Origin of the sequence: Kribbella pratensis, from assembly GCF_004365355.1 — a bacterium.
Lineage (GTDB): Bacteria > Actinomycetota > Actinomycetes > Propionibacteriales > Kribbellaceae > Kribbella.
The window spans coordinates 1,043,902-1,057,122 of record NZ_SODP01000001.1 but is presented as its reverse complement, the minus strand read 5'-3'; the positions used below and the strand labels follow the sequence as shown (position 1 = coordinate 1,057,122).

The 13,221-nt window shown below is 68.4% G+C and carries 10 protein-coding genes; 4 read left to right on the top strand and 6 right to left on the bottom strand.

The genetic code is table 11. The features are described from left to right. Positions 1-71: 71 nt before the first annotated feature. Positions 72-1,904 (top strand): DNA helicase RecQ, encoded by a 1,833-nt coding sequence (gene recQ, locus EV653_RS04895; RefSeq protein WP_134098341.1) that lies wholly within the window; start codon positions 72-74, stop codon positions 1,902-1,904. 81 nt (positions 1,905-1,985) lie between these two features. Next, positions 1,986-2,558, top strand: a complete 573-nt coding sequence (locus EV653_RS04890; protein ID WP_134098339.1) for a dihydrofolate reductase family protein — start codon at positions 1,986-1,988, stop codon at positions 2,556-2,558. A gap of 19 nt (positions 2,559-2,577) precedes the next feature. Here EV653_RS04890 and EV653_RS04885 read toward each other — a convergent pair whose 3' ends face one another. Further along, entirely contained in the window at positions 2,578-3,447 is an 870-nt protein-coding gene (locus EV653_RS04885) for a LysR family transcriptional regulator (RefSeq protein ID WP_134098337.1), read from the bottom strand. 100 nt (positions 3,448-3,547) lie between these two features. Between EV653_RS04885 and EV653_RS04880 the strand changes: the two genes are divergently transcribed. Together EV653_RS04880 and EV653_RS04875 are read left to right on the top strand one after the other, a co-directional pair. After that, positions 3,548-4,249: an SDR family oxidoreductase gene (locus EV653_RS04880; RefSeq protein WP_134098335.1), complete on the top strand. Its 702-nt coding sequence runs from the start codon at positions 3,548-3,550 to the stop codon at positions 4,247-4,249. A gap of 15 nt (positions 4,250-4,264) precedes the next feature. Further along, complete coding sequence (locus tag EV653_RS04875) at positions 4,265-5,020, top strand: SDR family NAD(P)-dependent oxidoreductase (protein WP_134098333.1); 756 nt, start codon at positions 4,265-4,267, stop codon at positions 5,018-5,020. Here EV653_RS04875 and EV653_RS04870 read toward each other — a convergent pair whose 3' ends face one another. From EV653_RS04870 to dnaE, 5 genes are all read right to left on the bottom strand, one after another. Beyond that, positions 5,021-5,392, bottom strand: a complete 372-nt coding sequence (locus tag EV653_RS04870) for a VOC family protein (protein WP_134098331.1) — start codon at positions 5,390-5,392, stop codon at positions 5,021-5,023. It lies immediately after the preceding gene. Between the two features lie 32 nt (positions 5,393-5,424). Continuing rightward, entirely contained in the window at positions 5,425-6,678 is a 1,254-nt protein-coding gene (locus tag EV653_RS04865; protein ID WP_134098329.1) for an amidohydrolase, read from the bottom strand. Positions 6,679-6,754: 76 nt separating this feature from the next. Then, on the bottom strand, positions 6,755-8,614 hold the full coding sequence (locus EV653_RS04860; protein ID WP_134098327.1) for a DUF3352 domain-containing protein: 1,860 nt from the start codon (positions 8,612-8,614) through the stop codon (positions 6,755-6,757). A gap of 48 nt (positions 8,615-8,662) precedes the next feature. Then, positions 8,663-9,289, bottom strand: coding sequence for a hypothetical protein (locus EV653_RS04855; RefSeq protein WP_134098325.1), 627 nt, complete (start codon positions 9,287-9,289; stop codon positions 8,663-8,665). A gap of 33 nt (positions 9,290-9,322) precedes the next feature. Continuing rightward, positions 9,323-12,871, bottom strand: a complete 3,549-nt coding sequence (dnaE, locus tag EV653_RS04850; protein WP_134098323.1) for a DNA polymerase III subunit alpha — start codon at positions 12,869-12,871, stop codon at positions 9,323-9,325. Positions 12,872-13,221 lie beyond the last annotated feature (350 nt).

Below are 13,221 nucleotides of genomic sequence, written 5' to 3'. Positions count from 1 at the left end.
TCCACGGCGGTATCCACAGGCTGCGGAGCTGGGGTCGGCATCTGTCGGTTGATCTCACTAGACTCGCCGGGGTGAGCGAGACAACCGGACTGCCTGACTCCGAAGCCCTGCAAGTGCTGCGGCGCGTCTTCGGGTACGACGCCTTTCGCGGTCAGCAGGCCGAGATCATCGACACCGTGGTCGCGGGCGGCGACGCGCTGGTGCTGATGCCGACCGGTGGCGGGAAGTCGCTGTGCTACCAGATCCCGGCGCTGGTGCGGTCCGGCGTCGGGGTGGTGATCTCGCCGCTGATCGCGTTGATGCAGGACCAGGTCGATGCGCTGACAGCTCTCGGCGTGCGCGCTGGATTCCTCAACTCCACGCAGGACTTCGACCAGCGGCGCGAGGTCGAGCAGGCGTTCCTCGCCGGCGAGCTCGACCTGCTCTACCTCGCGCCCGAGCGCTTGCGGGTCGAGTCGACCGTGCGGCTGCTCGACCAGGGCAAGATCGCGCTGTTCGCGATCGACGAAGCGCACTGCGTGTCGCAGTGGGGGCACGACTTCCGGCCCGACTACCTGATGCTGTCCGAGTTGCACGAGCGCTGGCCAGACGTGCCGCGGATCGCGTTGACCGCGACGGCGACCGAGGCGACACACAAGGAGATCGCCACCCGGCTGAACCTGTCCGAGGCCAAGCATTTCGTCGCGAGCTTCGACCGGCCGAACATCCAGTACCGGATCGTTCCGAAGGACAACCCGCAGCGGCAACTGCTCGACCTGCTGCGCACCGAGCACGCCGGCGACGCGGGCATCGTGTATTGCCTGTCCCGCAACAGTGTCGAGAAGACCGCGGCCTTCCTGACGCAGAACGGGATCGAGGCCGTGCCGTACCACGCCGGCCTCGACAGCCGGACCCGCGCGGAGAACCAGTCGCGCTTCCTTCGTGAAGACGGGCTGGTCGTCGTTGCGACGATCGCCTTCGGGATGGGCATCGACAAGCCGGATGTCCGGTTCGTCGCGCATCTCGATCTGCCGAAGTCGGTCGAGGGCTACTACCAGGAGACCGGTCGCGCCGGACGGGACGGACTACCGTCGACGGCCTGGCTCGCATACGGCCTGCAGGACGTCGTGCAGCAGCGGAAGATGATCGACACGTCCGAGGGTGACCTCGCGCATCGACGGCGGCTCGGTTCACACCTCGACGCGATGCTCGCGCTGTGCGAGACCGTGCAATGCCGTCGGTCCCAGTTGCTCGCGTACTTCGGACAGCACGGCGACACGTGCGGGAACTGCGACACCTGCTTGACGCCGCCCGAGTCCTGGGACGGGACGATCGCGGCGCAGAAGCTGCTTTCGACGGTGTATCGGCTGCAGCACGAGCGCGGGCAGAAGTTCGGCGCCGGGCAACTGGTCGACATCCTGCTCGGCAAGGAGACCGACAAGGTCAAGCAGTTCCGGCACAACGAGCTGACGGTCTTCGGGATCGGCACCGAGTTGAAGGACACCGAGTGGCGCGGGGTGGTCCGGCAGTTGCTGGCGCTGCGGCTGCTGGCCGTCGAGGGTGACTACGGCACGCTCGTGCTGACCGAGGAGAGCGGCGAGGTGCTCGGTCGGCGGCGTGAGGTGATGATGCGTCGGGAGCCCGAGCGGGTCCGCTCCTCGTCCAGGTCGTCCGGCGGGAAGAAGGCGGCGGTCGATCTGGCACCGGAGGCGGCGCCGGTCTTCGAGCGGCTGCGCGCCTGGCGGGGCGCGGTGGCCAAGGAGCAGGGCGTTCCGGCGTACGTGATCTTCCACGACGCGACGCTGCGGCAGATCGCGACCGACCTGCCGTCATCGCTGGCCGAGCTGGGCCGGATCAGCGGCGTCGGCGAGAACAAGCTGGCCAAGTACGGGGACGGCGTGCTGGAAACACTCGCCGCGGACTGATGTCGAATGCGGGCGGTTCTCTTCGACGCGAAGGCAGAGAGGGTGCGGGTCAGCCGCACCCCCGAGCCAAGGAGAACGCTCATGTCGTCAGCTGTGTTGTTGATGTCGATGTCCGCCGACGGCTACATCGCCGGCCCGAATGACGGCGTGGGGAACCCGGGTGGCGACGAGTTCATGCGGCTGCACGAGTGGTACCTGAACGAGGACGGCGAGGTCGGCCGGCCCGCGGGCGAGGCCGCCGTGATCTGGGACGAGCTGGAGGCGACCGGCGCGATCGTGGTCGGCCGCCGTACGGGCGAGCAGGTCGACTTCTACGGCGGCGACCACCACGGCGTACCGATCTTTGTGGTCACCAGCGACCCGACCGCGACCTCGCCGTACGAGAAGGTCACGTTCGTGGGCGACGTCGAGACCGCGATCGCCCAGGCGAAGGCAGCTGCCGGCGACAAGGATGTGCTGGTGCACGGTGCGGTCACGGCGCAGAAGGCGTTGGCGGCCGGCGTGCTCGACGAGCTGCAGATCGACCAGGTGCCGGTGCTCTTCGGCGGCGGCCTGCGACTGTTCGACGTACTGCCCGAACGCATCGAGCTCGAGATCGCGCGAGTGATCGACACCCCGCAGGCAACCCACATCCGCTACCGCGTTCGCCACTGACTCACCAGCGGCCGCTCGTCTAAGGGGTCCAGGCGACCTGCGGTGCGATTGCGGCGAAGTCGTGGATGAGCCGCGAACGGCGCGAGGAGACCCAGGCCAGGCAGACGGCGTTGAGTGCGAGATCGTCGACCGGGACCGCGACGACGTCGGAGCGTTGGTAGAAGGTGGCGACGGAGAGCGGGATGATCGAGATCCCGCGGCCGGTGGCGACGTGTTCGAGTTTCTCCTCGACACTGCGCATCATGGGGATGGGCTTCGCGGTGCGGGTGCGGAGTTCACGGGCGATGTCGCGCCATTCCGGTACGGCGTCCGGATCCTGCAGCAGGTGCTCGTCGGCGAGATCGGTGATGTCGATGACGGGCTTGCCCGCGAGGCGGTGATCGGACGGGAGCATCGCGACCCGCGGCTCCTCGAACAGTGGGCGGACGGTCAACCCGGCCTGGTCGATCGGCAGCCGGACGATGCTCACGTCGACCCGCCCGTCATGCAGTACGTCGACCTGGTCGTTCCAGGTGGTCCGGATCAGCTCGACGTCGATGTCGGGGTGGCTCGCGCCGAACGCCCGGACCGCTTCGGTCACAGTGAGACCCGGCATGAAGCCGATCGTGAACGTCTTCGACCCCCGCGCCGCTCGGGCCACCCGTCGACGCGCCGCGTCCGCCGCGGACAGCAGGGGCCGCGCGTCGTCGAGCAGTTGCCGCCCGGCCGGGGTCAGCTCCGTGGCCCGCTTGGTGCGGACGAACAGCTGAGCCCTGACCTCGTCCTCAAGGGCCCGGATCTGCCGGGACAGCACCGGCTGCGCGATGTGCAGCCGCTCCGCCGCCCGGCCGAAGTGCAGTTCCTCGGCGACGGCCACGAAGTACCGGAGCTTGCGGAGATCGAGGTCCATAATACCTTCAGGGTATTACAGCGGCCGGAACAGGTCTTGGACGGCGGCAGCCCGACGACCGCATCGTGGAAAGGAATCCCCCACCACGAAAGGTCATGTCATGTCCCTGCAGAACCAGCGCGTCGTCGTCCTCGGCGGTACGTCGGGCATCGGCCTCGCCACCGCCCGACTCGCCGCCGACCAGGGTGCGACCGTGATCGTTGCCTCCAGCAACCCGGAATCGGTGAAGCGTGCGCTCGAAGCCCTTCCGGACTCCGCGTCCGGCGAAGCCGTCGACCTCACCGACTCCGCCGCCGTCGCCGCCTTCTTCAACGGGATCGAGCCCTTCGACCACTTGGTGTTCACGGCCGGCGAAGCGCTGACCTTGCTCGAGATCGACTCACTCGACCTCGACAAGGCCAGGCGGGCCTTCGAGCTGCGCTACTTCGCCGCGTTGGGCGCGGTCAGCGCGGCGGCATCCAAGATCCGGCCGGGCGGTTCCGTCGTACTCACCACCGGGGCAGCCGGCGATCGCCCGGGGCCGGGCTGGTCGGTCGCCGCGAGCATCTGCGGCGCGATCGACTCCGCTGTACGGGCGCTTGCCCTCGAGCTGGCGCCGATCCGCGTGAACGCCGTCAAGCCGGGCGTCGTCCGTACGCCGCTGTGGCGCGGCGGACTCGACTACGACGAGACCGCGCGCCAACTGCCGGTCCAACGCGTCGGCGAACCCGAGGACATCGCGTCGGCGTACGTCTACCTGATGAACCAGCCCTACTCGACCGGCTCGATCGTCTCCGTCGACGGCGGCCATGTGCTGGTCTGAGGCAGAGTGGGACCTGTGACTCGGACATTGATCACCGGTTCGGCGGACGGTCTCGGACAGATGCTCGCGCAGGAGCTGGTCGCGCAAGGGCACGAGGTCGTGCTGCACGCACGCAATCAGCAGCGTGCCCGCGATGCACTCGCGGCTGTGCCCGGAGCGGCCGCGGCTCTCGTCGGCGACCTCGCGAGTATCGACGAGACTCGGGATCTGGCGCGGCAGGCGAACGAGTCCGGCCGGTTCGAGGTCGTCGTACACAATGCGGCGGTCGGTTACCAGGAGCCGTGGATCGAGACGGTCGACGGGCTGGAGCACGTGTTCGCGATCAACGCGCTCGCGGCGTACCTGCTGACCGCGCTGATCGACCGGCCGGACCGGCTGATCTACCTCAGCTCAGGCATGCACCTCGGCGGAGAGCTGGTGCTGGACGACCTCCAATGGGTACGACGGCGATGGCGTGGGGCCCAGGCATACTCCGACTCCAAGCTGCACGACGTACTGCTGACCTTCGCGGTCGCCCGGCTGTGGCCGGAGGTGGAAGCGAACGCGGTGGACCCCGGCTGGGTTCCGACCAAGATGGGTGGCCGGGGTGCGCCGGGCGATCTCGGCCAGGCACACCTGACCCAGGCGTGGCTGGCGACCGCGACCGGCGTGGGAAGCGGCGGGTACTACTACCACCAGCAGCCGCATCGGACTCATCCAGTGGCTTCGGATCGCGAGGCGCAGGAAGGATTTCTGGAGGCCTGCGCCTCGCTCACCGGCGTACGGCTGTAGTCAGACCTGCGAGATGTAGAGCCGATTTCCGTCCTGGTCGCGGAGGCTGAACATCGGCGGGATGCCGGGCCACTCGAGGAGTTCGTCGGTGTCCACGCCGGCGTCGAGGAAGTGCTGGTGGGCGGCCTTGGCATCAGGGCTGCCCATGCGGATCCCGGTGTCGACGCCGGCCGGGTTGCCGTCCGACGCCGGCACGAGGGCGATGCTCGCGGACGAACCGGCCGGCGCGACGAGGAGCCAGCGGCCGCCGAACTGCGGCAGCGGGGTGTCCATCAGGACCTCGAAGCCCAGGGTCTCGGTGTAGAAGGCGACCGCACGGTCCTGGTCGGTCACCGGTACGCCGACGGTCCGGATCTCGCTGATGTGGTTCATGGTGGTTCTCCTTCGCGTGAAGGTGCTTTCACTCAGGAGGTAGATCCCGATCCCGGCTTTTCGACATCACCCGGCAAAGAATCCAGCCAGTGGCGGGCCGCGGTGACGAGTGCGTCGACGCCGATCTCGATCGTCGGGCTGGCGACGGGGTGGTAGTGCGGAGAGTGGTTGGACGGCAGGTCGGCCACAACCCGGACAATCTGCTCCATCGACTCGGCACCGGCGAACTCGGCCGGGTCGGCTCCACCGAGCAGCCAGTAGACGATCGGCACATCGGCGGCCTGGGCGAGAATGCCGACGTCCTCGCTGCCGGTGATCAGGCCCGGGTCGACCACCCGTCCGGCGCCGACGACGGATTCCAGCACCCGCCGCGTCGGTTCGGTGGCGGCAGCATCGTTGATCACGGCAGGCACGGCCTCGAGTCGCTCGACCGTCGGCGGTCGCGGGGCCCCGGCAGCCTGCGCCTCGGCGGCGACGATGCGCTCGATCGCTCCGAGCACCCGGCCGCGAACCTCCTCGGTGTAGCTGCGCACACTCAGCAGCAGTTCGGCCGTGTCGGGAATGATGTTGGCCTTCGTGCCGGCGTTGATCGCCCCGACCGTCAGTACGGCGGTGTCGTTGCCGGCCACCTCCCGGGAGACCACGGTGTGCAACCGGACGGTGGTCGTCGCCGCGAGCAGGACCGGATCGACCGTCGCCTCCGGGCGGGAGCCGTGACCGCCGACGCCGAACAAGGTGACTCGCAGCGTATCGGCGGACGCGAACGACGGCCCGGGCCGCAACCCCAGTGTGCCCGCCGGGATCGGGGCCACGTGCTGGCCGAGAACGATGTCGGGTTTCGGCACCTTCTGGTACAAGCCGTCGTCGACCATGTCCTGAGCTCCGGCGCCGATCTCCTCGGCGGGCTGGAACACGACCACCAGCGTCCCGCGCCAGGCGTCGCGGGCGGCGGCCAGCTCGGCCGCGGCGCCGAGGAGGCAGGTGACGTGCATGTCATGGCCGCAGGCATGCATGACGCCGTCGACCGTGCTCGCGTACGGGAGACCAGTTTCTTCGGCGACCGGCAAGGCGTCCATGTCGGCACGCAGCAACACCGTCGGGCCGTCGCCCTGGCTCAGCACCCCGGCGACACCGGCTCCGCCGATGCCCTCGTGGACGTCGAAGCCCTGCTCACGCAACCAGCCGGCGACGATTCCCGCCGTACGGTGCTCGTCGCCGGACAGCTCCGGATGGGCGTGCAGATCCTCGTAGGTCGACCGCAACCGTGCCACCAGGTCCGTGTCCATGTCCGCACTGTAGACGGTCGCGAAGAAGCCCCGGGCCATCCACGTGCGGACGATCCGGGGCTTTTTCGGCGAGTTGCTACTTCGCGACGACCCGCAGGCTGAACTCGGCCTGACCGTCGCCGGTCGAGCGGGTGACGATACCCGCCGAGCGGAGCGCCGCCAGGTCCTTGTCGTCCGCGAACCGCTCGCTGACCGCGCCCGCGGCCTCGAAGTCGACGTACCCGATCATCACGGCGCCCTTGGTGTCCGGCAGCGCCTGCTTGAAGTTGTCCGTCCCACCGAGGTTGCCGCCCTGCAGCACCTGGTCGGCGTACTCCTTGCTGGTCGAGACCACCAGCGTGTCGTCGTCCTTCGCGGTCTCGATCGGGATGTCGGCCGACGAACGCTGCCGCAGCAGCGAGGTCAGCTTCTGCACCACCGGCTCCGCCTTCGCCGGGTCGGTCTCCATCCGGGCCGCGATCTTCGGCCCGTTCGCGGTGTCCTTGTCCATCGCGACCGCGAGGTTCTTACCGACCAGGCTCTTCAGGTCGTCCGGCAGGGTCAGGCCGGTCTCCTCGGTGATCCGGTCGAGCATCGGCTTGAGGTTCTCGCCGCCCGCCTTCTGCACCTGCTGCCACGCGGTGTCGATCAGGTTGTCGCCGCCGGAGACCGCGATCGCGCCGGCCGTGGTGTCCGGCAGCTTCGAGATCAGGTCGGCGGCGTCGGCGCCCGAGTTCACCTTGATGCTCTTGTCGCCCTGGCCGATCCCCTTCAGCTCGACGTACGACGCGTCGAACCGCAGCGCGACCGCCGTCGTGGCGTCGCCGAGGCCGGCGATCTGACCCGAGTCGACCTTGCCGGTGATCGAGGCGACCCCCTTCACGTCCGCCCAGCCCGACAGGAAGCCCTGCTCGCCGAGCTTGTCCATGTCCGCGCTGAACTTGGCGTTCTTGGTCAGCGGGTTGTCCTTGGCGGTCGCGACAGCCGAGTCGACGGTCGCCTGGTCGTCCGAGAGCAGCATGTACCCGTCGCTGAACGCACGACCGGGCTTCTTGTCCTCGTTCGCCAGCAGCTTGTCCATGCCCTTGTTCGCGGCGTCCTGGTTCTTCACCTGGACCGCGACCACGACGGTCGGCTCCCGCTTGCCGTCGGCCGGCGGAACCGCGGCGATGCCGGCGCGGTCGCCGAGCCAGGGCTTGATGTCCTTGTCGTAGTCGACGTCGGCGAGGTCGTCGCCGGAGGACTTCTTGATCTGCTCGAACAGCTTCTGCCGCAGATCGTCCGTGTCGCCGGTCAGGCCGAGCTTGTCCTTCACCGACGGGAACTTCATCATGAACCGGATCGCCGCGACCTTCTGGCCCGCGGACGGGTTCAGGTCGACGCGGGCATACGCGACGGCGGTGCCCGGCAGGACGTCGGCCGGCTGCTTACCGCCGGCAAGCTTGCCGTAGGCAAAGATTCCGCCGCCGGCCACGACCAGGACCATCGCCAGTGCGGCGACGATCGGGATCACCTTGCCGCGCTTCTTCTTCTGCTCCGGCTGCCACTGCGGCTGGCCCTGCTGACCGCCGTACCCCGGACCCTGCGGCGGCTGACCGCCGATGTGCATCTGCTCGTACGACGCCTGTCCCGGCTGCCCGTACTGCGGTCCGCCCTGGCTGTGCTGCTGGCCATGCTGCTGCCCGTACTGCTGGCCCTGCTGCGGCCCGCCGTACTGCGGCTGACCCTGCTGCGGGTGCATCGGCTGCTGCGGGTACCCCGGCTGCTGTCCGTACTGCGGCTGTCCCTGCGGTTGCCCCTGCGGCCCCCGCGGCGGCTGACCCTGCTGCGGCGGAACCGGCGGCCGGCCCTGCTGCGGCCAAGGGTTCTGGCCGGGCTGCTGACCGGGCGGCGGACCGTACTGCGGGCCGCCGGCGCCTGGGTACTGCGGGTTGGGGGGTTGGTTCTGGTCGGACATAAGCTCCCTCGCTGGCTCCGGTGGCCTCACCCGCCGGACCTGCAAAGGCTAGTGGACCGGGGGCGCAGGGTCTGACGCAGCAGGTTGCGAAGTGGTTGCAACCGGAGCAACAGGGTCCGCGCGCCACGTCGCGGCCGCGATGACGGCACACGCCAGCGATGCGCCGACCAGCCAGGCGGCCGCGGGTGTCCAGGTATGCAACTCCAGCGGAGCCGCCACCAGATCACCCGGCCGGGCAGCCTGCAGCCGTGGCTCGATCGGGTCGTGCCCGAGCAGCATGCCGACGCCCCAGCAGATCCCCGACCCCAAGCAGGCGCCGAGGGCAACAATCGCCACCGACCACGGACCGTAGTTCCGCAGCCACCAGAACAGCGCACCGCCGAGCACCAGCGCGGTGAGGAACCCGATCGAGGTGAACGTCCCGTCCGGCCCGAAGATCCGGGTCATCTGCTCCTCGCCCAAAGCACCGCCCTGCTCGTCCACGGTGTACTGCGCCAGCGGCGAGAACTCCTGCCACGCCCAGCCGGCAACCACACCGGCCACGAGGAACACCGCCACCGTCACCAGCACGGCCTTCGCCCACGGCAGCGGGCGGTCCTCCACCGGAGGCGCGCCGAACGGATTGCTCGACGGCGGCGCCACGTACGGCGAAGGCTGAGACGACTCTTGACTCACGTCGACAGTGTGCCGCATCGGCTCCGGCGCCGATCAGCTGGCCAGGCAGGAGGGACCGAGAAGCGCCTTCAGGTCCGCCATCAGCGAAGCCGTCGGGGTGACGCGGTACTGGTCCGCGATCCGCCAGATCTCGGTCTTCTGCCGCGCCTGCAGCTTGAGCTGCACCTCGGTCATCCCCGGATGCGACTTCAGCACGTCCCGCAGCTGCGTGACGACCGGCGGCGTACACCGGTTGGCTGCCATCGTGATCACGACCGGTCCGCTCGGGCCCTCGGTGAGGTCGGGAACGACGACCTCGTCACCGCTCAGCTCGAGCCGGTCCTCGCGCCGGCGTACCCGGCCCTTCATCAGGATGATCGCGTCGTTGGTGAGCAGGTGCGCGTGCAGCTGGTACGCCGAGGAGAACATCATCACCTCGATCGAGCCTTCGAGGTCCTCGATGGTGACGATCGCGTAGATGTCGCCGCGTTTGTTCACCTTCCGCTGGACCGCGGTGACCAGGCCGCCGATCGTGACCCGGCTGCCGTCCGGACGGTCCTCGTCGGCGAGCAGCTGCCCGATCGTGCAGTCGCTGCCGTTGGTGAGCACGTGCTCGACGCCGAACAGCGGGTGGTCGGACACGTACAGCCCCAGCATGTCGCGCTCGTGCGCCAGCTTGGTCGCCTTGTCCCACTCCTCGATCTCGGGGACGGTGACGGTCAGGCGGCTGTTGCCCTCACCCTCGTCGGCCTCGTCGTCGCCCATCGAGAACAGGTCGAACTGGCCGTGCGCCTCGTTCCGCTTGAGGTCGATGGCTTCGTCGACGGCCTGCTCGTGCACTGCGACCACAGCCCGGCGCGCGTGGTTCATCGAGTCGAACGAACCGGCCTTGGCCAGCGACTCGATCACCCGCTTGTTGCAGACCGGCAGCGACACCTTGTCGATGAAGTCGACGAAGTCGGTGAACCGCCCCTTCTCCTCGCGGGCCGCGACGATCTCGGCGACCACGTTCACGCCGACGTTGCGGATCGCGGACAGACCGAAGCGGATGTCGGTGCCGACCGGGGTGAAGTTCGAGTCGGACTCGTTGACGTCCGGCGGCAGCACCTTGATGCCCATCCGCCGGCACTCGTTCAGGTAGATGGCCATCTTGTCCTTGTCGTCCTTCACGGACGTCAGAACAGCGGCCATGTACTCCGCCGGGTAGTTCGCCTTCAGGTACGCCGTCCAGTACGACACCAGGCCGTACGCCGCGGAGTGCGCCTTGTTGAAGGCGTAGTCGGAGAACGGGACCAGCACGTCCCAGAGCGCCTTGATCGACTGGTCGGAGAAGCCGTTCGCCTTCATGCCCTCGGAGAAGCCGACGTACTCGGCGTCCAGGACCTCGCGCTTCTTCTTGCCCATCGCCCGGCGGAGCAGATCCGCCTTGCCGAGCGTGTAGCCGGCCAGCTGCTGGGCGATCGCCATCACCTGCTCCTGGTAGACGATCAGACCGTAGGTCGTCCCCAGGATCGGTTCGAGCGCGACGGCGAGTTCGTCGTGCGGGTAGCTGATCTCCTGCTGCTTGTTCTTGCGCAGGGCGTAGTTGGTGTGGCTGTTCGCGCCCATCGGACCGGGCCGGTAGAGCGCGCCGACCGCGGAGATGTCCTCGAAGTTGTCCGGCTTCATCAGCCGCAGCAGCGCCCGCATCGGACCACCGTCGAACTGGAACACGCCGAGCGTGTCACCGCGGCCGAGCAGCTCGAAGGTCGGCCCGTCGTCCAGGCTCTTGGCCAGCTGGTCCAGGTCCAGCGTGATGCCGCGGCTGGCCTCGACGTTCTTGACCGCGTCGTCCATGATCGTCAGGTTGCGCAGGCCCAGGAAGTCCATCTTGACCAGGCCGAGCGTCTCGCAGCTCGGGTAGTCGAACTGGGTGATGACCTGGCCGTCCTGCTCGCGGCGCATGATCGGGATCAGCTCGATCAGCGGCTCGCTGGACATGATCACGCCGGCCGCGTGCACACCCCACTGGCGCTTCAGGTTCTCCAGGCCGCGGGCGGTGTCGACGATCTTGCGGACGTCCTGGTCGGCCTCGTACAGCTGCCGGAACTCACCGGCCTCGGAGTACCGCTTGTGCTGCGAGTCGAAGATGCCGGACAGCGGGATGTCCTTGCCCATCACCGCCGGCGGCATCGCCTTGGTGATCCGGTCGCCCATCGCGAACGGGTAGTCCAGCACCCGGCCGGCGTCCTTGATCGCCTGCTTGGCCTTGATCGTGCCGTAGGTGACGATCATCGCGACCCGGTCGTCGCCGTACTTCTCGGTGACGTAGCGGATCACCTCGGGGCGGCGGCGGTCGTCGAAGTCGATGTCGAAGTCGGGCATCGACATGCGCTCAGGGTTCAGGAAGCGCTCGAAGATCAGGCCGTGCTGGAGCGGGTCCAGGTCGGTGATCCGCATCGCGTACGCGCACATCGAGCCGGCGCCGGAACCACGGCCCGGACCGACCCTGATGCCGTGTTGCTTGGCCCAGTTGATGAAGTCCGCGACGACCAGGAAGTAGCCCGCGTAACCCTTCGAGGTGATGACCTCGATCTCGTACTCGGCCTGCTTGCGGACGTGGTCGGGGACACCGCCGGGGTAACGCTTGTGCAGACCGGTCTCGACCTCGGCGACGAACCAGGACTCCTCGTTGTGGCCGTCCGGGCAGGGGAAGCGCGGCATGAACCGGCCCTCGCCCTCGGTGAAGCTGACGTCGCACTGCTCGGCGATCAGCAGCGTGTTGTCACAGGCTTCCGGGAGGTCCTTCCAGACCTCGCGCATCTCGGCGGCCGTCTTGACGTAGAACTCGTTCGCGTCGAACTTGAACCGGTTCGGGTCGGACAGCGTCGAGCCGGACTGGACACACAGCAGTGCGGCGTGGGCGGTGGCGTCCTCGGGCTTGGTGTAGTGCAGGTCGTTGGTCGCGACCAGCGGGAGGCCGAGGTCCTTGGCCAGTTTGAGCAGGTCCTTCTGGATGTCCCGCTCGATGCCGAGGCCGTGGTCCATCAGCTCGCAGTAGAAGTTCTCCTTGCCGAAGATGTCGCGGAACTCCGCGGCGGCCTCGACGGCCTCCTTGTACTGCCCGAGGCGGAGCCGGGTCTGCACCTCACCGGACGGACAGCCGGTGGTCGCGATCAGGCCCTGGCCGTAGGTGTTCAGCAGCTCGCGGTCCATCCGGGGCTTGAAGTAGTAGCCCTCGAGGCTGGCCAGCGAGCTCATCTTGAACAGGTTGTGCATGCCGGAGGTGTTCTTCGCCAGCAGCGTCATGTGCGTGTACGCACCCGAGCCGGAGACGTCGTCGCGGCCGGAGTTCGCGTCGCCCCACTTGACCCGCTTCCGCTCCGAGCGGTGGGTGTGCGGCGTCAGGTACGCCTCGACGCCGATGATCGGCTTGACGTCGTACTTCTTCGCGGTCTTCCAGAACTCGTACGCCCCGAACACGTAGCCGTGGTCGGTCGTGGCGATGGCCGGCTGCCCCATCTCCTGGGCAGTCTTGAACAACTCGTCGATCCGCGCGGCGCCGTCCAGCATGGAGTACTCGGTGTGCACGTGGAGATGCACAAAACTGTCGCTGGACGCCATATCGACGCGGACCTCCCAGGGCGCGGAGTGAGGTGGACTGGGACAGCCTATGCGGCCCCGCCGACACTTCCGGACCGGCTCACCGGCGGCGTCCCGCAGCGCCCGCTATCCGGGCGTGGAGCACACCACTTCCACACCAGTTCAGGTGGCATGGAACGGCGGACCTGGCGCCGAGCAGGGGTCTCAGGACGCCAGGTCCGCCGGCCGGGCTGCCGCCCGGGCCGGAGGAGAGCCAGGCGGCAGGGTCGCGGGAGGGGACCGCGGCAACGTCGTGGGACGACAACGTTGTCCAACAGCTTCCCCGGATCGCGGCGGGCGGGCATCGGGACGACTACGGATCTGACTACGTA

Bases quoted from the DNA above. Each gene is read 5' to 3' on its own strand.
- EV653_RS04860 (WP_134098327.1), bottom strand. From the start codon at position 8,614: ATGTCCGACCAGAACCAACCCCCCAACCCGCAGTACCCAGGCGCCGGC.
- EV653_RS04865 (WP_134098329.1), bottom strand. From the start codon at position 6,678: ATGGACACGGACCTGGTGGCACGGTTGCGGTCGACCTACGAGGATCTG.
- EV653_RS04880 (WP_134098335.1), top strand. From the start codon at position 3,548: ATGTCCCTGCAGAACCAGCGCGTCGTCGTCCTCGGCGGTACGTCGGGC.
- dnaE (WP_134098323.1), bottom strand. From the start codon at position 12,871: ATGGCGTCCAGCGACAGTTTTGTGCATCTCCACGTGCACACCGAGTAC.
- EV653_RS04885 (WP_134098337.1), bottom strand. From the start codon at position 3,447: ATGGACCTCGATCTCCGCAAGCTCCGGTACTTCGTGGCCGTCGCCGAG.
- EV653_RS04890 (WP_134098339.1), top strand. From the start codon at position 1,986: ATGTCGTCAGCTGTGTTGTTGATGTCGATGTCCGCCGACGGCTACATC.
- EV653_RS04870 (WP_134098331.1), bottom strand. From the start codon at position 5,392: ATGAACCACATCAGCGAGATCCGGACCGTCGGCGTACCGGTGACCGAC.